Origin of the sequence: Stenotrophomonas sp. ATCM1_4 (assembly GCF_004348115.1) — a bacterium.
Taxonomy (GTDB): Bacteria; Pseudomonadota; Gammaproteobacteria; order Xanthomonadales; family Xanthomonadaceae; genus Stenotrophomonas; species Stenotrophomonas capsici.
Genome location: NZ_QPFB01000001.1, coordinates 2,280,237 through 2,298,482 on the forward strand (window position 1 = coordinate 2,280,237; position 18,246 = coordinate 2,298,482).

At 67.4% G+C, this 18,246-nt stretch carries 18 protein-coding genes; 10 read left to right on the forward strand and 8 right to left on the reverse strand.

The features are described 5' to 3' along the window. Window positions 1-127 precede the first annotated feature (127 nt). The 4 genes from ATCM_RS10450 to ATCM_RS10465 all read right to left on the reverse strand — a co-directional run bounded on the left by ATCM_RS10450 (window position 128) and on the right by ATCM_RS10465 (window position 3,829). A complete protein-coding gene (locus ATCM_RS10450; protein WP_132864471.1) occupies window positions 128-871 on the reverse strand; it encodes a cytochrome c1 in 744 nt (247 codons plus the stop codon). After that, window positions 864-2,123: a cytochrome bc complex cytochrome b subunit gene (locus ATCM_RS10455; RefSeq protein ID WP_132864472.1), complete on the reverse strand. Its 1,260-nt coding sequence runs from the start codon at window positions 2,121-2,123 to the stop codon at window positions 864-866. The genes ATCM_RS10450 and ATCM_RS10455 overlap by 8 nt, the downstream gene beginning before the upstream one ends. 2 nt (window positions 2,124-2,125) lie before the next feature. Beyond that, the gene (gene petA, locus ATCM_RS10460) at window positions 2,126-2,746 is read right to left on the reverse strand and encodes a ubiquinol-cytochrome c reductase iron-sulfur subunit (protein ID WP_132864473.1); all 621 of its coding nucleotides are present in this window, start codon (window positions 2,744-2,746) and stop codon (window positions 2,126-2,128) included. A gap of 174 nt (window positions 2,747-2,920) precedes the next feature. Further along, complete coding sequence (locus ATCM_RS10465; RefSeq protein WP_132864474.1) at window positions 2,921-3,829, reverse strand: lytic transglycosylase domain-containing protein; 909 nt, start codon at window positions 3,827-3,829, stop codon at window positions 2,921-2,923. A 145-nt stretch (window positions 3,830-3,974) separates the two neighbouring features. Here ATCM_RS10465 and miaB point away from each other — a divergent pair, with 145 nt between their 5' ends. Beyond that, window positions 3,975-5,426 carry a tRNA (N6-isopentenyl adenosine(37)-C2)-methylthiotransferase MiaB gene (gene miaB / locus ATCM_RS10470; RefSeq protein ID WP_132864475.1) on the forward strand — a complete coding sequence of 484 codons (1,452 nt, stop codon included), beginning with the start codon at window positions 3,975-3,977 and terminating at the stop codon, window positions 5,424-5,426. 324 nt (window positions 5,427-5,750) lie between these two features. Here miaB and ATCM_RS10475 read toward each other — a convergent pair whose 3' ends face one another. From ATCM_RS10475 to ATCM_RS10490, 4 genes are read right to left on the reverse strand one after another with little or no spacing between them, the layout of a single operon-like run. Next, window positions 5,751-6,839, reverse strand: a complete 1,089-nt coding sequence (locus tag ATCM_RS10475; RefSeq protein WP_132864476.1) for an ABC transporter permease — start codon at window positions 6,837-6,839, stop codon at window positions 5,751-5,753. Next, complete coding sequence (locus tag ATCM_RS10480) at window positions 6,836-7,762, reverse strand: ABC transporter ATP-binding protein (RefSeq protein WP_132866132.1); 927 nt, start codon at window positions 7,760-7,762, stop codon at window positions 6,836-6,838. The genes ATCM_RS10475 and ATCM_RS10480 overlap by 4 nt, the downstream gene beginning before the upstream one ends. Window positions 7,763-7,808: 46 nt before the next feature. Then, the gene (locus ATCM_RS10485; protein WP_132864477.1) at window positions 7,809-8,771 is read right to left on the reverse strand and encodes an HlyD family efflux transporter periplasmic adaptor subunit; all 963 of its coding nucleotides are present in this window, start codon (window positions 8,769-8,771) and stop codon (window positions 7,809-7,811) included. After that, window positions 8,768-9,472 carry a TetR/AcrR family transcriptional regulator gene (locus ATCM_RS10490; protein ID WP_243693992.1) on the reverse strand — a complete coding sequence of 235 codons (705 nt, stop codon included), beginning with the start codon at window positions 9,470-9,472 and terminating at the stop codon, window positions 8,768-8,770. The genes ATCM_RS10485 and ATCM_RS10490 overlap by 4 nt, the downstream gene beginning before the upstream one ends. Window positions 9,473-9,653: 181 nt before the next feature. On the opposite strand from ATCM_RS10490, the gene ATCM_RS10495 reads away from it, so the two are divergent. The 9 genes from ATCM_RS10495 to ATCM_RS10535 all read left to right on the forward strand — a co-directional run bounded on the left by ATCM_RS10495 (window position 9,654) and on the right by ATCM_RS10535 (window position 18,172). After that, window positions 9,654-10,637, forward strand: coding sequence for a PhoH family protein (locus ATCM_RS10495; protein WP_132864478.1), 984 nt, complete (start codon window positions 9,654-9,656; stop codon window positions 10,635-10,637). Between the two features lie 39 nt (window positions 10,638-10,676). Next, the gene (locus ATCM_RS10500; RefSeq protein WP_243693993.1) at window positions 10,677-11,561 is read left to right on the forward strand and encodes a hypothetical protein; all 885 of its coding nucleotides are present in this window, start codon (window positions 10,677-10,679) and stop codon (window positions 11,559-11,561) included. 57 nt (window positions 11,562-11,618) lie between these two features. Continuing rightward, window positions 11,619-12,104, forward strand: coding sequence for an rRNA maturation RNase YbeY (gene ybeY / locus ATCM_RS10505; RefSeq protein WP_132864479.1), 486 nt, complete (start codon window positions 11,619-11,621; stop codon window positions 12,102-12,104). 172 nt (window positions 12,105-12,276) lie between these two features. Beyond that, window positions 12,277-12,969, forward strand: a complete 693-nt coding sequence (locus ATCM_RS10510; protein ID WP_132864480.1) for a hypothetical protein — start codon at window positions 12,277-12,279, stop codon at window positions 12,967-12,969. Window positions 12,970-12,989: 20 nt separating this feature from the next. Continuing rightward, complete coding sequence (locus ATCM_RS10515; RefSeq protein ID WP_243693994.1) at window positions 12,990-13,628, forward strand: hypothetical protein; 639 nt, start codon at window positions 12,990-12,992, stop codon at window positions 13,626-13,628. A gap of 73 nt (window positions 13,629-13,701) precedes the next feature. After that, window positions 13,702-14,580 carry a transporter associated domain-containing protein gene (locus tag ATCM_RS10520; RefSeq protein WP_132864482.1) on the forward strand — a complete coding sequence of 293 codons (879 nt, stop codon included), beginning with the start codon at window positions 13,702-13,704 and terminating at the stop codon, window positions 14,578-14,580. Between the two features lie 53 nt (window positions 14,581-14,633). Beyond that, window positions 14,634-15,806 (forward strand): DUF4105 domain-containing protein, encoded by a 1,173-nt coding sequence (locus tag ATCM_RS10525; protein WP_243694091.1) that lies wholly within the window; start codon window positions 14,634-14,636, stop codon window positions 15,804-15,806. Between the two features lie 6 nt (window positions 15,807-15,812). After that, window positions 15,813-16,832, forward strand: a complete 1,020-nt coding sequence (locus ATCM_RS10530) for a magnesium and cobalt transport protein CorA (RefSeq protein ID WP_132864483.1) — start codon at window positions 15,813-15,815, stop codon at window positions 16,830-16,832. A gap of 47 nt (window positions 16,833-16,879) precedes the next feature. After that, window positions 16,880-18,172, forward strand: a complete 1,293-nt coding sequence (locus ATCM_RS10535; protein WP_132864484.1) for a Xaa-Pro peptidase family protein — start codon at window positions 16,880-16,882, stop codon at window positions 18,170-18,172. The last annotated feature ends 74 nt before the right edge of the window (window positions 18,173-18,246 follow it).

Consider the following 18,246-nt stretch of genomic DNA (forward strand, 5'->3'; position numbering starts at 1 on the left):
TCTCCAACGGCCGGAATCCGCCGACCTTACGGCCCCGCTGGCCCAGTGCCAGCGGTCGCCACGGTTACCCGAGTGTGCCAACGCACCTGCTCGATTGCCAAGGCCCTCCAGTGGGGCGGCCGCCGGGTCAGTGCACGTCTTTCCAGTACTCGGTCTTCACCAGATAAGCCAGGAACGTCAACAGCGCAAGGAACAGGACCACCCAGACACCCAGGCTCTGCCGCTTCAGGGCGGCCGGCTCGCCGGCGTATTCCAGGAAGTTGGTGATGTCACGCAAGGTCTGGTCGTACTCGCGGGCATCCACCTTGCCCGGCTGGGCGATCTTCAGCCCAACCACCGGCGGGTCCAGCCCCGGCTGCTCGGGCTTGCCGTGCTCGGCGTGCTGGATGCCCTGCAGCTCCCACAGCGGGTTGGGCATGGAGGCGTTCGGGAACACGGTGTTGTTCCAGCCCAGCGGCCGCGACGGATCCACGTAGAACGACTTGAGGTAGCTGTAGATCCAGTCGGTGCCGCGCACGCGGGCGATCAGGCTCAGGTCCGGCGGCATCTTGCCGAACCACTTGGTGGCCTCATCATGCGGCATGGCGACCTGGATCTGCTCGCCGAACGCGGCCCCGGTGAAGTTGAGGTTGTCCATCACCTGCGCCTCGGTCAGGCCCAGGTCCTCGGCCATGCGCGAATAACGCAGGTACTTGAGCGAATGACAGCCGGAGCAGTAGCTCATGTAGGCCTGGGCACCGCGTTGCAGCGAGGCCTTGTCGCCCAGGTCGTTGCCGGCCTGCTGCAGCTTGCCCCCCTCGGCGGCATTGGCCGACACGCAGAACACCATCGCGGCGGCCATGGCCAGCCGCACCATCCATTTGTCAGTCATGCGTCGTCACCCGTTCCGGTACCGGCTTGGTGCTGTCGAGCTTGGTCCAAACCGGCATGGTGATGAAGAAGGCGAAGTACAGGAAGGTCAGCACGCGCCCCACCCAGGTCTCCCAGATCGCGGTGCCCGGGCCGGAACCGATCACGCCCAGCCATACGAAGCACACCGCCAGGATACCCAGCATCACCTTGGAAATCGGGCCGCGGTAGCGGATCGACTTGACCTTGGCCTTGTCCAGCCACGGCACCAGGAACAGGATGGCGATGGCCGAGAACATCACGATCACGCCGCCGAGCTTGTTCGGCACCACGCGCAACATCGCGTAGTACGGGGTGTAGTACCACACCGGCTTGATGTGCTCCGGCGTCACCAGGCGGTTGGCCTCGGTGAAGTTGTCGTGTTCCAGGAACAGCCCGCCGAAGCCTGGCGCGAAGAAGATGATGAACGCCGCCAGCACCAGCAGGAAGCCGACGCCCACCATGTCCTTGACCGTGTAGTACGGGTGGAACGGGATGCCGTCCGTCGGCGCGGTCGGCGACCAGCGGTTGCCCTTGGGCCCCTTCTTGATCTCCACGCCGTCGGGGTTGTTCGAGCCCACCTCGTGCAGCGCCCCCAGGTGCAGCACCACCAGCAGCAGCAGCACCAGCGGCAGCGCGATCACGTGCAGGGCGAAGAAGCGGTTGAGGGTGGCATCGCCGGGCAGGTAGTCACCCATGATCCACTCGGTCAGGCCGTTGCCGATCACCGGGATGGCGCCGAACAGCGAGATGATGACCTTCGCGCCCCAGAACGACATCTGGCCCCAGGGCAGCACGTAGCCCATGAAGGCTTCGGCCATCAGCACCAGGTAGATCAGCATGCCCAGGATCCACACCAGCTCGCGCGGCTTCTTGTAACTGCCGTACATCAGGCCGCGGAACATGTGCAGGTAGACCACGATGAAGAACAGCGAGGCCCCGGTGGAGTGCATGTAGCGGATCAGCCAGCCCCACTCCACGTCGCGCATGATGTATTCGATCGACGCGAACGCCTCGGCTGCACTGGTCTTGTAGTGCATGGTGAGGAAGATGCCGGTGAGGATCTGGTTGACCAGGATCACCAGCGCCAGCGAGCCGAAGTAGTACCAGAAGTTGAAGTTCTTCGGCGCGTAGTACTCGCTGACGTGCTTGCGGTACACCGGCATCAGGCCCGGGGCGCGCTCGTTGACCCAGTTGGCCACGCCGGTGGCGGTACGGACGAGGATGTTGGCCATGGTCAGGCTGCCCCCTGCGGATCGACACCGATGACGATGGTGTTGTCATCGGTGTAGTGATGCGGCGGCACCAGCAGGTTGATCGGTGCCGGCACGTCCTGGAACACGCGCCCGGACATGTCGAAGCGCGACTTGTGGCAGGGGCAGAAGTAGCCCCCCTTCCACTGCGCGTCATACGGCTCGGGGCGGATCTCGGCGACCATCTCCGGCGAGCAGCCCAGGTGCGTGCACAGGCCGACCAGCACGGAGATCTCCGGCTTGATCGAGCGGAATTCGGCATTGCCCTTGAGCACGTAGTCCGGCTGCTGGTCCTTGTTGCCGGACTCGGGGTCCTTCAACCGGCCATCAAGGCTGGGCAGTGCCTCGAGGATGGCCTTGGACCGCTTGACGATCCAGATCGGCTGGCCGCGCCATTCCAGGATCAGCCGTTGGCCTTCCTGCAGGGCGCTGATGTCGGCGGTCACCGGGGCACCGGCCAACTTGGCCCGCGCACTGGGATTCCACGATTTGATGAAAGGTACAGCTGCGAAACCTACGCCAACTGCTCCGACCACCGCGGTGGTCGTTGTCAAGAACCGGCGACGCCCGGTATTGACTGGATCGTTTACCCCATCGTTGGCCATCCGGCTCTCCGACTATTGATTAGGTAGCTTGAGGCTGCCAGCAGTCTGGGTGGGGACCAGCCTGCTCTGAAACGAATCGCACGCGAGTGTAACGGAACGCTTAACGCCCGCACAACGCGATCAAACACCAGTCCGCGGGATTTGTCACGACCCGCCGCAACACGTGGCCGAAGCTTACAGGCTGGAGGTACGTTCGCCCCGATAGCGCTCGGCCAACTGGGCCACGCGCTGGACGTAGTACTGGGTCTCGCTGTAGGGCGGCACGCCACCATGACGGTCCACCGCACCTTCGCCGGCGTTGTACCCCGCCGCAGCCAGGGTCAGGTTGCCGTTGAAGCGACGCAGCAGCCAGGACAGGTACTGCACCCCGCCACGGATGTTCTGGTTGGCGTCGTACGAATCGGTCACGCCGAAGCGACGCGCGGTGGCCGGCATCAGCTGCATCAGCCCCTGCGCGCCGGCGCGGCTGAGCGCGGTGGGATTGAACGCCGACTCGGCATGGATCACCGCCCGCACCACCGCCTCCTCGACCCCGAACTCGCGCGCGGCGGCGGCGATCTCGGCGCTGTAAGCCTGCGTATTCAGGCGTACCGTGCCGAAGTTGACCCGGGAGGTCACCCCGCAGGCATAGCAGCGTTCGATGTAGCTGTACTGGATGGTGCGGACCGGGCCGATGCTGGCGACCTGGCTCGGCCGGGTGCTGGAGTAATGCCGCACGCCGTCCTTCATATAGGAGTAGACCTGCCCGCTGACCACGCGCTGGGCACGACCAACCGTGGCCGGCGCCGCCGCCGGGGCGGGATTGCTGGCCGCGACCGGCGCCGGCTGGGCGGCGACCGCGTTGCCCCGGCCTTCACCGGTGATGGTCGGGACCGACGGCGCGACGGCTGGCGCAGGCGCGCGCGCGGGCTCACGCGCAGGGCGGTAACTGCTCACCACGCTGCAGCTGGCCCCGCTGATGCGGCGGTTCACGTAGTTCGGGATGCCGTCGTTGCCGACGCACTTGTACAGCGTGCCGGCACTGGCCGGCAAGGCGGCCAGTGCGGCGAGCAGAATGCCGGTGATCCCCAAAATCCCCTTCATGGCGGGGGAGTCTCCCAGCTTCGGCGAGGCTTGCCAAGTATTTGACGCGGCGTGTTCTCACCCAGCCGGCCGGGGCCGATACAATAGCCTGCTTCGAATGCGGCCCCCGGGCCGCCTGCCCGCCCACCCGTCTGGAATAAGCGCCATGCCCGGGACGCCAGCCACTCCCTCGCCGATCACGGCCGGCCCTGCCGTGCCGCCTGCTGAAATGACCACTCCTGAATTGATTCCCCTGCCCGGCGCCAAGCCGAAGGTTGCCGGCGGTGCGCGCGGCAAGCTCTACATCAAGACCCACGGTTGCCAGATGAACGAGTACGACTCGGCCAAGATGGCCGACGTGCTGGCCGAGTCCGAAGGCCTGGAGCTGACCGACAACCCCGAAGAGGCCGACGTGGTGCTGGTCAACACCTGCTCCATCCGCGAGAAGGCACAGGAGAAGGTGTTCAGCCAGCTCGGCCGCTGGAAGGCGCTCAAGGCCGGCGGCCGCGACGTCATCATCGGCGTGGGCGGCTGCGTGGCCTCGCAGGAAGGCGAAGCCATCGTCAAGCGCGCGCCCTACGTGGACCTGGTGTTCGGCCCGCAGACCCTGCACCGCCTGCCGGAGCTGATCCGTGCCCGCCGCGAGCAGAACAAGCCGCAGGTGGACATCAGCTTCCCGGAGATCGAGAAGTTCGACCGCATGCCCGAGCCGCGCGCCGAAGGTGCCTCGGCGTTCGTCTCGATCATGGAAGGCTGCTCCAAGTACTGCTCGTTCTGCGTGGTGCCGTACACCCGCGGCACCGAGGTCAGCCGCCCGTTCGAGGACGTGGTGGTCGAATGCGCGCAGCTTGCCGCGCAGGGCGTGCGCGAGATCAACCTGCTCGGCCAGAACGTCAATGCCTACCGCGGCCCCTACGGCGACGGCGAGATCGCCGACCTGGGCCTGCTGATCCGCACCCTGGCCGAGATCGACGGCATCGGCCGCATCCGCTTCACCACCTCGCACCCGCTGGAGTTCAGCGACTCGCTGGTCGACGCCTACCGCGACGTGCCCAAGCTGGCCAACTACCTGCACCTGCCGGTGCAGGCCGGCAGCGACCGCATCCTCAGCGCCATGAAGCGTGGCTACACCGCGCTGGAGTTCAAGGCCAAGATCCGCAAGCTGCGCGCGGTGCGCCCGGACATCTCGATCAGCTCGGACTTCATCGTCGGCTTCCCCGGCGAGACCGACGCCGACTTCGAGAAGACCATGAAGCTGATCGAGGACGTGGGCTTCGACCAGAGCTTCTCCTTCATCTACTCGCGTCGCCCGGGCACCCCGGCCGCCGACCTGGAGGACACGATCAGCGACGCCGAGAAGCATGCGCGCCTGTCGCGCCTGCAGGCCCGCATCAACGCGCATGCCGCCACCATTTCCACTGCGATGGTGGGAACCGTGCAGTCGGTACTGGTCGACGGCCCTTCGCGCAAGGACCCGAACGAACTGACCGGCAAGACCGAGAACATGCGTTCGGTGAACTTCGCCGGCCATGCCCGCCTGGTCGGGCAGTTCGTCGACGTGCTGATCACCGAGGCCTTGAGCAACTCGTTGCGCGGCCGGGTCGTCACCCCGACGTAAAGGCCTGCCGATCCCGGGTGAGCAGCGCCCGCCCGGGAGTGCATCCTAGCCGACAGCCGGACGTCACCCAGGAGCGCCCACAGGCGCTCTTACGGGCCGGGCGCGGTCATTTTTTCGCCATGCCGTTGAAAGGCCCGCCGTTGCTGGGCTACGCGCGGTTATCCACACCTTCATGCAGATTCGATCCACATCCAGTGTGGACAAGCTGCCCGCCCGTGGCACTTTTTTGACCGATGTGCCTGAAGCCTTGCAGCGCAAGGGCTGCAGCACGATATCCACAGCTTCGTCGCGTCCGCATCCACACCGCCTGTGGAGAACCCGGTCTCAATCCAGCCGCTTGCGGAAACGCAGGATCGCCCCGGCCATCATCACCGTGCTGAAGGCCAGCAGCGCGACCACGCCGGGCCACAGCTCCCACAGGCTCGCCCCGCGCAGCATCACGCCCCGGATCAGGCGCAGGAAGTGGGTCAGCGGCAGCACTTCGGCCAGCCACTGCACCGAGCGCGGCATGCCGGCGAACGGGAACATGAAGCCGGACAGCAGGATCGACGGCAGGAAGATGAAGAAGGTCATCTGCATCGCCTGGAACTGCGACTGTGCGCGCGTGGAGATCAGCAGCCCCAGTGCCAGGTTGGCCACGATCAACAGGCCGGCGGCGATGAACACGTCGAGCAGGCTGCCGCCGATGGGCACGTGGAACAACCGGGTGCCCAGCGCCAGCACCATGCCGGTCTGCAGCAGGCCGATGATCACGTAGGGGATGACCTTGCCGATCATCAGCTCGGCGCTGGTCACCGGCGTGGCGATCAGCAGTTCCATGTTGCCGCGCTCGCGCTCGCGCACGATGGCCACCGCGGTGAACAGCACCATGGTCATGGTCAGGATCACCCCGACCAGGCCGGGGACGATGTTGACCGCCGAACTGCGCTGCGGGTTGTAGAAGCCCACCACGCTGATCGCGGTGGGCGCCAGCGGCTTGAAGCCGGCCCCATCGAACGGCATCCGTGCCAGTTGCGCGGCCGCGCTCTGCACCGCGTTGTCGCTGCCGTCGACCAGGATCTGCAACGCCTCGCGGCCTTCGGCCCGGCGCCGTTCGTAATCCATGGGGATGACGATGCCGATGCTGATCTGGCCACGCCGCATCGCCTCCACCAGTTGCTGCGGGGTTTCCGCCTCCAGTACCGGCGCGACCACGCCGGTGGCGACGATGTCCCGTGCCAGCATGCGCGAGGCCGAGGTGCGCGCCTGGTCGGCGAAGCCGGCCGACAGGTCGCGCAGGTTGGTGTTGATCGCGTAGCCGAACAGCAGCAGCTGCATCACCGGGATACCGATGATCATGGCCAGGGTGATGCGGTCGCGGCGCATCTGCCGAAGCTCCTTGACCATCACGCCGAGCAGTCGTCGCAGCTTCATGCGTCCTCCGCCGTATCCACGGCCCTGCCCCGGGTCGCGGCAACGAACACATCCTCCAGGCTCGCCGCCTGCGGATGCACCTGCGCGGTGATGCCCGCCGCCTCGAGTGCCCGAGTCAATGCCTCGCCGCCCTCGTCGTCGGCCCGCAGCACGCGCAAGCTGTTGCCGATCTGCGCGACGCTGATCACGCCCGGGCAGTCGGACAGCACGCGCGCGGCCTGCCGCGGCTGTGCCGCCTCGACCACCAGCGTGCGCCCGGCCAGGCGGGCGGTGAGTTCGGCCGGGGTGCCGTCGGCGACCAGCGCGCCATGGTCGAGGATGGCGATGCGATGACAGCGCTCGGCCTCGTCCATGTAATGCGTGGACACCAGCAAGGTCGTGCCTGCATCGGCCAGTTCGAACAGCTTTTCCCAGAAATCGCGGCGCGATTCCGGGTCCACCGCGCTGGTCGGCTCGTCCAGGAACAGCAGCTCCGGCTCGTGCAGCACCGCGGCAGCCAAGGCCAAGCGCTGCTTCTGGCCGCCGCTCATGGTGCCGGCCAACTGCTTCTGGCGGTCCTGGAACCGGTACTGCTCCAGCAGCACCTCGATGCGCTGGCGCGCCCGCGCGCGCGGCAGGTCGTACACGGCGGCCAGGAACTCCAGGTTCTCGCGCACGCTCAGGTCCTCGAACAGCGAGAACTTCTGGGTCATGTAGCCGATGCGGCTGCGCAATGCCTCGGCCTGCTCGGGGATCTGCAACTCCAGCACCTCGATCTGGCCGGCACTGGGGGTCAACAAGCCGCACAGCATGCGGATGGTGGTGGATTTGCCCGAGCCATTGGGCCCCAGGAAGCCGTAGACCTGCCTGCGCGGCACATCCAGGTGGATGTCATCCACGGCCTTCAGCGCACCGAACAGCCGGCTCACGCCGCGCGCGCGGATCGCGATGTCATCCGACGTGGCGACGGCGCGCACCGGCGCGGCCGGTTCAACGCCGGCCATCGTCCAGCACCTTCAGCGGCGCCCCGACCGGGAGCGTGGCGGCCTCCTTGCCCAGGCTGATCTCGGCGAGATAGCTCAGGCGCTCGGCGTCCTGGCCGGTCAAGGCAAAGTACGGCGTGAACACCGGTTCGCTGCGGATCATGCGTATCCGGCCCGGGTAGACCTGCGTGGCAGCATCGCCCTGCAACTGCACCTGCAGGGCATCCCCGACCTGGAGCCGGTTGCGCAGCGCCTGCGGCAGGTAGACGCGTGCATACGGCGCCTCGCCCACCAGCAGCACCGCCAGCGGCGCGCCCTGCGCGGGCTGGTCGCCCAGCTTGTAGGGGAGGCTGTCCACGCGCCCCGCGCGTGGCGCGACCAGCGCGAGCTTGCCGAGCAGCACCGCCTGCGCGCTTACGTTGGCCTGCGCCGATGCCAGCGCCGCTTCGCCCTGCGCCACCTGTTCGATGCGGCTGCCATGCAGCAGTTCGGCCAGCGCCGCGTCAGCGCGGCCGGCGTCGGCCTGCGCGCTCTGCGCCGCCGCCCGCGCGCGGTCCAGTTCGGAGGCCGCAACCAGCTGTCGCGTCCCCAGTGGCTGCAGCCGGGCGTAGTAGGCCTGCGCTTCGCGTGCCTGTGCCTGTGCGGCCCCCAGTGCGGCACGCGCCTGCGCGATGTCTTCGCTGCGGGGCCCGTTGTGCAGTTCGGACAACGCCGCCGTGCTCTGTGCCGCCTGTCCCTGCAAGGCGGCCAGCTGCGACTGTGCGTAGGTCAGCTCCAACTGCATCAGTGGCGCGCCCGCCGCCACCTGCTGCCCCTCGCGCACGTCGATCCGCACGATTCGTTCCGACGCCGGTGCCGGCAGCGTCACCCGGTCCCATTCCAGCGTCCCCAGCGCCTGCGGCGCCTGCCCGCGACAGGCCGCCAGCGACAACAGCATCCCGATGACAAGGAACCCACGCCGCTTGTTCATGCCTTCAGCTCCAGTCCGTGCGCCAGCAGCGCCAATGCATGGCGTTGCACCGCTTCGGCGCCCAGGTCCTGGGCGCCGGACAACGACTGCCAGATGGGGGCACTGGCCAGCGGGAACATGGTCAGCCCCATCAGCGAGACCACCATCAGACGCGGATCCAGCTGCGGGTTCAACTGGCCATCGCGTTGCGCCGCGGCGAAACGCTCGACCAGCATCCGCGGCAGCACCGGGCCAACGCGTTCGATCATCAATTCGCGCAGCGCCCCCCCTTCACAGAGGATCTCGCGCACCCACAACGTCGGTAGCCACGGGTGCTCGGCCACCGCCCGCACCACGCCCCCCACGAAGGCCGCGACCAACCCCGCCACGCCTTCGCCCGCCTCCTGCACCCCGGCATGCACCTGCGCCATCACCGGCCACAGGCGTTCTTCCACCACGGCCTGTTGCAGCCGCGGCTTGTCACCGAAGTAGTAGTGGACCAGTGCCGGCGTCACGCCCGCACGCTGCGCGATGTCCCGCAGTGATGTCGCGGCGATGCCCTTGGCGACGAAGCATGCCAGCGCGGCATCCAGCAACTGGACGCGCAGGTCCGCCGCATCCTGCGTGGGGCGACGCCCGGGGGTGCGTTTGCGGGGCTTGCGGGACGATGCTGCGGGGACACCCGGCGCGACCATAGGGGCCTGCACAGCGGGGGCATCCACGGAGGGCTTGTCGGGCTTTCGATTCATTCCTCCATTTAATTCAACGATTAATTAAATTTCAAGTCGCCCGCTCTCCCGGCACCCTGGCGATTGCCGGCCCGCCCGGACCGCGGCTCAGGACCGCCCGCCGCGTCCCCTGCGGCGGCCTTGATGTCCCCGCCATCGCCACCATCTATCGCCCATGACTGCCATCACCCATCGCGACTTCACCCTGGACCCCATCGACAACGAACGACTGGCCAACCTGTCCGGTCCGTTCGACGAGCACCTGCGCCAGATCGAGCTCAAGCTCGGCGTGCAGATCGCCAACCGCGGCCATGTGTTCCGCGTCAGCGGCCCCGGCAAGACCGCCGCCGAGGCCGAGAAGCTGATCAACGCCCTCTACGCCGAGGCTGCGGACACCGTGTTCGACAGCCACGCCATCCACCTGCGGCTGAACCAGGCCAACGTCGAACAGGTGGTCGATCAGGCCTACGAAGCCCAGGAAGTGGCGATCAAGGTCAAGCGCGGCACCGTGCGCGGCCGCGGCGCCAACCAGGCCAAGTACCTGCACCAGATCACCACCCACGACATCAACTTCGGCATCGGCCCGGCCGGTACCGGCAAGACCTTCCTGGCCGTGGCGATGGCGGTGGAAGCCTTGAACGAATCGCGCGTGCAGCGCCTGATCCTGGTGCGCCCGGCGGTGGAGGCCGGCGAGAAGCTGGGCTTCCTGCCCGGCGACCTGACCCAGAAGGTCGATCCCTACCTGCGCCCGCTCTATGACGCCCTGTACGAAATGCTCGGCGTGGAGAAGGTGGCCAAGCTGCTGGAGAAGAACGTCATCGAGATCGCGCCGCTGGCGTACATGCGCGGGCGCACGCTCAACGATGCCTTCGTGATCCTGGACGAGGCGCAGAACACCACCATCGAGCAGATGAAGATGTTCCTGACCCGCCTGGGCTTCGGCTCGACCGCGGTGGTCACCGGCGACCTGACCCAGACCGACCTGCCCAAGCACATGAAGTCCGGCCTGCGCGATGCGATCGAGGTGCTGCGCGACGTGGATGGCGTCAGCTTCACCTTCTTCGAGGCCCGCGACGTGGTCCGCCATCCGCTGGTGGCGCGCATCGTCAACGCCTACGACCGGCGCGACCTGCAGCAGGTCAAACCCGGCGCCGAGTAAGCCTTACACTCCGGGCATCACCTGCTCAAAGGAAGTGTGATGCCCAACGTGTATCGCCTCTTGTCCGCCTGCACGCTGCTGGTCGTGATCTGCGTGCCTGGCACGGCCATCGGCGAGAAGAAGGATGCCCCGGCAGAGGCCCGCCCCTACGTTGAAACCAGCTACCTGATCGCCCCCAGACAGGTTGGCGACTTCGAATTGCAGGGCAGCAGCTTCGACCCCGGCCAGAAGTTCGATGGCGCCGGTTTCCGTTACGCCTTGAAGGACCACCAGGAAACCCGGGTGGACATCTACGTCTACCCGGCCGGGCGCATGAGCCCGGCCGAGGCGATCGACAGCGGCATCAGGGACTTCCGCGCCAGCATGAAGTACGCCGCCGAGCACGGCACCTATTCGCGGCTGCAGGAACTGCGCGACGATCCCTTCCCGCTGGACGCTGCTGGTACCCGCGGCAGCGAGACCCCGGCCAACGATCTCGATGCGCAGGTGATCCAGGCCATCGCCCAGGCCGAGCAGGTCACCGGCCGCAGGTTGCAGATGCAGCTGAACCTGATGCCCCGCGACTGGCCGATGTATTCCAATGGCTACCTGTTCTACAAGCAGCTGTACTACTTCAAGCTGCGTGCCTCCGCCGCGCAGGAGCGCATCCGCCAGGAACAGTTCGATGCCCTGACGGACCAGGCCGCGCGCACCCTGATCCCGGCGTTGCAGGTGGCCAACGTCGGCGGCTGCAAGGACGCCACGATCTACCTGGATTCCGACGCCAGCCCGGAGCAGGGCGCACTGGCGCTGGCTACCCAGGTCAGCCTGCACAAGGGCTACAACTGCCATGGCTCGGCCGAGGAAGCCGGCATACCGGCGCGCCGCGCGGACAGTGCGGTCGTGGAGATTCCGTTCACCGCCGCGGAATGGAAGTCGCGATGAAACCTCCAGCGCGCGATACTGTGCCCCTCTGTACTGCCTGAATTGCCGGAACCTGCCATGACCAAGGGCCCTACCCGCCTTGATGTAGCCATCAGCTACGCCCTCCCCCGCGCCGGACTGCCAGCCGCGGTCAGCTTTCGCAAATGGGTGGCGGCCGCATTGAAGGGGCGCATCCGCGAAGCCGACCTGGCCATCCGCGTGGTCGATGCCAAGGAAGGCAAGTCGTTGAACCGCCACTACCGCGGCAAGGACTACGCCACCAACGTGCTGAGCTTCCCCGCCGAGGTGCCCGAAGGGCTGCCCAAGGGCGTGAAGTTCCCGCTGCTGGGTGACCTGGTGATCTGCGCGCCGGTGGTGGCACGCGAGGCCAAGGAACAGGGCAAGGCGCTCAATGCCCACTACGCCCACCTCACCGTGCACGGCGTGCTGCACCTGCTCGGCTGGGACCACGAGGACGACAAGGAAGCCGAGGCCATGGAACAGCTCGAGCGCGAGATCCTGGCCGAACTGGGCATCGAAGACCCCTACGCCGGCGAGCGCTGAGGCAACAGATGCGCTCCGGTTAGAGCAGCCCTGCGCGAAGCCGAAGTATTCGGCGCTCGCGCAAGCGTAGCGGTCTCACGGCCGAGGCCGCTCCTACCCGGGGGGCAGATCAGCGACCCGAGCCGGGCAGGAAACTTGTTACATTTGGGCTTCCCTTCAGGAAAGGCCCATCATGGACGCTCGTGGTCTCCCCTTCCGTACCTTCACGATTCTCGTGATCGGCCTGCTGGTGGTTTATGTCGTCGCCACCAGCACCTCCCACGCTTCCCTGATCCTCTTCAACGTCGCCGTGATCGGGCTGGCCATCCTGCTGTCGAGCATTGTGCTGATACCGGCAGTACGCCAAGCAGTGAAAGCACGGCTCGACACACCGGCCGGCCGAATCATCAGCGCGTCGGCCACCGTAATGTTCCTGCTCGCTGTCGCGACCTACGCGATGCTTTGGTGGTGGTGGGAGTACTTCCCCGGGGGCGCACCGCTGCACCACCCTGTGCTCACTCGCAACTGGATGCTCCTCTTCGAGGGCACACGCCTGATGCTGCTGCTCACCGCGCCAATCGCCTGGCGCTGGCTGGCTACCCGCATGATGTCCCGCCCGCCCTCCTCACTGGCCTTCTTCCGCACTCGCCCTGGCCCGATGCTACTGCTGATTGTGTTGTGCATCATCTTCGTCCTGCTTGCACCGCAATTGCGCGAGGCGATGCAACCATGGGCGGACATCCCATGGCTGAGGTGGCTGCCGATCGCGCTCATCATCGTGAGCTGTGCGCTCTGGTCCGTGCTCATCCTGGCCACCCTTTCGGGCGTGGCCCAGCTGCTGCTGCGCTGCTTCGGGCGCCGCGACAACCTCCCAGCCGTGCACTGAGCGCGGACGCCACCGCTATCATGGGGCGTCCTCGCTTTCCCGGAACACCCGTGCGCCTGACTCCGTTGCTGCCCCTGCTGCTCGCCTTCGCTGGCACCGCCCGGGCCCAAGGGCCGATCGACCTGGCCGCGCTGATCGAGTGCCGGCAGAGCGTCAGCGAGTTCGCCGCTCTGGCACCGATCGTCAACGACCCGCTCAAGGCCGTGGCACTGGGCTGGCGACCGCTGCCACAGGGCAACCTGTTCATGGCCGAGTACATGCTGAACACGCCGATCCGCGTGTTTGGCCACCAGGTCGACCATGTCGCCATGGCCGGCGGCACCGTGCTGGCCATCCTCGACCTGCCCGAACCCCGCGACCTGGCCAGGACGCTGGACCTGGAAACCGGCTATGACGCCCCGGACAAGTTCATGGCCGGCCGCGAACTGGTCAGCCGCGACGTCATCGATGCCCGCTCCGGCGAGGCGCTGATCGAGTCGGTGGTGCTGGGCGTGTCCAACGTCAAGTCGCATCCGGGCAAGACCCTGGTCAGCTGCACCTACAGCCTGGACCACCCGGCCGAAGGCGAGGCCCCGGGCGCGCCGGCACCGGCCGACCCGGCGCCGTCCAAGCCCGCCGAACCCGACGTCCAGGCACCGGGCCAGCCCCCGGCCGGCTGAGCCGGGAGCGGTAAACATCCTCTGCTAGACTTGCCGGCACCGCCCGGCGAGCCGGGTGCCGTCAAACCAAGAGATGTCTGAAGACGACAGTAGTACCAGCCCTGAACCGGGCGAGAAAAAACGCAGTTGGCTTGAGCGCCTGAGCTCGGCCTTCTCCAGCGAACCCCACACCCGCGACGAGCTGGTGACGATCCTGCAGACCGCACAGCAGGACGGCCTGATCGCCGCAGATACCCTGCGCATGATGGAAGGCGCCATCTCGGTGGCCGAGCTGACCGTGGGCGATGTGATGGTGCCGCGCTCGCACATGGTGTCCCTGCCGGTGGATTCACCCTTCATCGAACTGATGAAGCAGGTGGTCGAATCCGGACATTCGCGCTTCCCCGTGCACGGCGAGAACAAGGACGACATCCTTGGCATCCTGCTGGCCAAGGACCTGCTGCGCGGCGTGGTCGCCGACAACAGCCATTCCACCATTCGCGAGCTGCTGCGCCCGGCGGTGCTGATCCCCGAGGCCAAGAAGCTCAACGTACTGCTCAAGGAGTTCCGGCTCTCGCGCAACCACATGGCCATCGTGGTCGACGAGTACGGCGGCGTGGCCGGCGTGGTCACCATCGAGGACGTGCTGGAACAGATCGTCGGCCAGATCGACGACGAGCATGACGAGACCGAGGACCACACCGCGCAGATCGCCATCCTCGCCGATGGCCGCTACGTGGTGGACGCGCTGACCACCATCGGCGATTTCAACGAGCGCTTCGGCGCCGACTTCTCCGACGACGATTACGACACCATCGGCGGCCTGGTCACCGAGGCCATCGGCCACCTGCCGGAAACCGGCGACGAGCTGACCCTGGAGCGTTTCGTGTTCCGCGTGGCACGTGCCGATGCGCGCCGCGTGCAGGCCTTCCACGTCACCATCCTGCCCCCCGAAGACCAGGACGACGCTTGATCACCTTCCGGTTGCCGCGGCGGTTGTCGGCTGCATTCGCGTTGCTGTTCCTGCTGCTGTTCGCCGGCGCTGCCGGCGCACAGGCCAGCCCCCCCGCAGCGGAGCCGCCGGTGCCCCGCATCGGCGTGGTGACCATGCAACCGGGCGAGATCTTCTTCGAGCGCTTCGGCCACGATGCACTGGTGGTGGCCGACCCGGTCACCGGCCAGGCCACCTCGTACAACTTCGGCTACTTCGACCCGGGCGAGGCGGACTTCGTCGGTAACTTCGTGCGCGGTCACATGATGTATTACCTGGTGGCCCTGCCGCTGGAAGAAGACCTGTCGCAGTACCAGCAGGTCGGTCGCGGCGCCAGCATCCAGTGGCTGGACCTGCCAGCGGACCAGGCCCGCGCGCTGGCGGCCGGCCTGGTCGAGCGCGCCAGGCCCGAGAACGCGCGCTACCGCTACGACTACTACACCGCCAACTGCGCCACGATGGTCCGCGACACCCTGGACCAGGCCATGAACGGCGGCCTGAAATCACAGCTGGCCGGGCGTTCGCGCGGCAACACCTACCGCAGCGAGTCGGTGCGGCTGGCCTCGCCGGCGCCGTGGATGTGGCTGGGCTTCGACCTGGGTCTGGGCCCGAGCGCGGACGTGCCGCTGTCGCGCTGGGAGGAAGCGTTCGTGCCGATGCGCCTGGCCGACAGCCTGCGCGAGGCCCGCAACAGCGAAGGTCGCCCGCTGGTGCTGGAGGAACACGCGCTGTTCCCGCAGCGCCTGGCCGCCGAACCCAAGGAGCAGGTCCGCCGCTGGTGGCCGTGGCTGCTGGCCGGGCTGGCAGTGGCGGCACTGCTCCTGGCCGCGCGTCGCCGCCCGCGCCTGGTGGCCGGCTTCGCGCTGCCGTTCTGGCTGTTCTGCGTCGTCGCCGGCGGCCTGCTGACCTACCTGTGGGGCTTCAGCGAGCACCATGCCGCGTGGGCCAACCGCAACCTGTTCCTGCTCAACCCGCTGGCGCTGGCGCTGCTTCCCGGCGCCTGGATGCTGCTGCGCGGGCGTCGCCCGGGGCGCGGGTTCACCCTGCTGCTGTGGCTGGTGGCCGGCATCGCCGCGCTCGCCCTGCCGGTGCACTGGCTGTCGCTGCAGGCGCAGTACAACGTGCAGTGGATCGTATTGCTGCTGCCGGTGCACCTGGCGTTGGCATGGGTGCTGCGTCCACAACGCTTGGCGGCCCCGGCGCGCTGAGGCACGATGGCCGGCATGGAACCGGTCATCACATCTCCGGCACCGGCCAATCCGGCCTGTGTCATCAACTGCACCTGGTATGGCGAAGATGGCGCGTTGCGCGCCATCGACCTGGACAGCATCAGCGACGTCCTTCAGGAAGACAGCAAGGGCTTCGTCTGGGTGGGCCTGTACGAGCCCAGCGATGCCGTGCTGGACAAGGTGCAGGAGGAATTCAACCTGCACCCGCTGGCCATCGAGGACACGCGCAAGGCGCACCAGCGGCCCAAGATCGAAACCTATGGCAACTCGCTGTTCGTGGTGGTCCACACCGCGCAGGTGGTGGACGAGCGCATCCGCTACGGTGAGACCCATGCCTTCCTCGGGCCGCGCTTCCTGCTGACCGTGCGCCATGGCGCCTCGCTGTCGTATGCACCGGTGCGGGCGCGGCTGGAGCGCGAACGCGGGCTGCTGTCGATGGGCCCGTCCTTCTGCCTGTACGCGGTGCTGGATGCGGTGGTGGACAACTACCTGCCGATCACCGACAGCTTCCGCGACACCCTGGACACGCTGGAGAAGGACATCTTCGCCGAGACCTACAAGCGGCGCACGGTGATCCGCCTGTACGAGCTCAAGCGCGAACTCAACAAAATGCGGCTGGCGGTAGCACCGCTGCAGGACGCGCTGGCGCAGCTCCAGCGCAACCAGGCGCAACTGATCAACGAGGAAGTGCGGCTGTACCTGCGCGATGTGCAGGACCATGCCGCACGCGTCAACGACGCCATCGATACCCTGCGCGAGATGCTGGGCACGGCGTTGAGCGTGAACCTGTCGCTGGTCACGCTGGCACAGGGCGAGACCGTCAAGCAGCTGGGTGCCTGGGCGGCCCTGCTGGCCGCACCCACGCTGGTCACCAGCTGGTACGGCATGAACTTCACCCACATGCCCGAGCTCGCCGGCCGCTTCGCCTATCCGCTGCTGATGATCGGCGTGGGCGCGGTGTGCGTGGTGCTGTATCGCCTGTTCAAGCGCTCCGGCTGGCTTTGACGCCGCCGGTCGCGCGCTTCCTGCATCCGGACTTCGAGGGGAACTCAATGGCAAACCCATCCGCCTTCAACGGCACGCGCCGTCATTTCCTGCGCAACTCACTGGCCGTCGGCGCGGCGGCGTTGCCGCTGTCGCAGATGGCGCAGGCCGCGCCTGCGGCCGGTGACGGCGACCTGCCGGCGTCCATCCGCGCCCTGAAGCCGGTCGCCGCGCAGGTGGTGCCGATCGGCAATGACGAGCGCATGGCGCGCGTGACGCGCGCCCAGCAACTGATGGGACAGCACGGCATCGACGTGCTGTTCATCGGTGCCGGCAGCTCGCTGACCTACTTCACCGGCATGCACTGGTGGAACAGCGAACGGCTGACCGGCGTGCTGCTGCCGCGCTCGGGCGAGCTGGTCTACGTCACACCCGAGTTCGAGCGCGGCCGCACGCTGGAGCAGATCAAGCTCGGCAACGACGTGCGCGGCTGGCAGGAAGACGAAGACCCGTATGCGCTGGTCGCCAGGGTGGTCCGCGACATGGGCCACGCCACCGGCGTCATCGGCATGGAGGAGACGGTGCCGTTCTTCCGCGCCAAGGGCATCATGGACGCGCTGCCGCAGGCGCGGGTGGTCGACGCCTGGCCGGTCAGCGCCGGCTGCCGCCGGGTCAAGAGCCCGGCCGAACTGGCACTGATGAAGCTGGCCAACGCCAACACGCTGGCCGTGTACGAGGCGGTGTGGAAGGCCCTGCAGCCCGGCATGACCGAGCAGGACATCGGCGGCCTGGTGGCGATGGCCTATGCCCGCACCGGGTTGAGGGGCGATGCCGACGTGAACATCGGCAAGTACACCGCCTCGCCGCACGGCTCGGACAAGCCGCAGCACCTGGTCGAAGGCACGCCCATCATCTTCGACGGCGGCTGCCGTGCCGATGGCTACACCAGCGATATGACCCGCACCGTGGTGCTGGGCCAGCCCAGCGACGAGATCCGCCGCATCTTCGACATCGTGCTGCAGGCGCAGACCGCCGCGCTGAAGGTCGCGCGCCCGGGGGTGACCATGTCGGCGGTGGACGGCGCCGCGCGCAAGGTGATCAGCGATGCCGGCTATGGGCCGGACTTCCGCTATTTCAGCCATCGCCTTGGCCATGGCATCGGCCTGGACATGCATGAGTGGGATTACCTGGTACGCGGCAACCAGCACGTGCTGGAGCCGGGCATGACTTTCAGCGACGAACCCGGCATCTACCTCCCCGACCAGTTCGGTGTGCGCCTGGAGGACATCCTGTACGTCACCGAGGACGGTGCCGCCCTGATGACGCCGCAGAGCCCGTCGATCGATCAACCGTTCGGCTGAGCGCGCGGAGCCCAGCTCCGCCGGGGACGCACCGACAAACCTGCGCCGGGCGTGGCCCGGCGTTGCCGCTGCCT

Coding starts and splice junctions, on each gene's coding strand:
- ATCM_RS10450 (WP_132864471.1), bottom strand. CDS start 871: ATGACTGACAAATGGATGGTGCGGCTGGCCATGGCCGCCGCGATGGTG.
- ATCM_RS10455 (WP_132864472.1), bottom strand. CDS start 2,123: ATGGCCAACATCCTCGTCCGTACCGCCACCGGCGTGGCCAACTGGGTC.
- petA (WP_132864473.1), bottom strand. CDS start 2,746: ATGGCCAACGATGGGGTAAACGATCCAGTCAATACCGGGCGTCGCCGG.
- ATCM_RS10465 (WP_132864474.1), bottom strand. CDS start 3,829: ATGAAGGGGATTTTGGGGATCACCGGCATTCTGCTCGCCGCACTGGCC.
- miaB (WP_132864475.1), top strand. CDS start 3,975: ATGCCCGGGACGCCAGCCACTCCCTCGCCGATCACGGCCGGCCCTGCC.
- ATCM_RS10475 (WP_132864476.1), bottom strand. CDS start 6,839: ATGAAGCTGCGACGACTGCTCGGCGTGATGGTCAAGGAGCTTCGGCAG.
- ATCM_RS10485 (WP_132864477.1), bottom strand. CDS start 8,771: ATGAACAAGCGGCGTGGGTTCCTTGTCATCGGGATGCTGTTGTCGCTG.
- ATCM_RS10495 (WP_132864478.1), top strand. CDS start 9,654: ATGACTGCCATCACCCATCGCGACTTCACCCTGGACCCCATCGACAAC.
- ATCM_RS10500 (WP_243693993.1), top strand. CDS start 10,677: ATGCCCAACGTGTATCGCCTCTTGTCCGCCTGCACGCTGCTGGTCGTG.
- ybeY (WP_132864479.1), top strand. CDS start 11,619: ATGACCAAGGGCCCTACCCGCCTTGATGTAGCCATCAGCTACGCCCTC.
- ATCM_RS10510 (WP_132864480.1), top strand. CDS start 12,277: ATGGACGCTCGTGGTCTCCCCTTCCGTACCTTCACGATTCTCGTGATC.
- ATCM_RS10515 (WP_243693994.1), top strand. CDS start 12,990: ATGGGGCGTCCTCGCTTTCCCGGAACACCCGTGCGCCTGACTCCGTTG.
- ATCM_RS10520 (WP_132864482.1), top strand. CDS start 13,702: ATGTCTGAAGACGACAGTAGTACCAGCCCTGAACCGGGCGAGAAAAAA.
- ATCM_RS10530 (WP_132864483.1), top strand. CDS start 15,813: ATGGCCGGCATGGAACCGGTCATCACATCTCCGGCACCGGCCAATCCG.
- ATCM_RS10535 (WP_132864484.1), top strand. CDS start 16,880: ATGGCAAACCCATCCGCCTTCAACGGCACGCGCCGTCATTTCCTGCGC.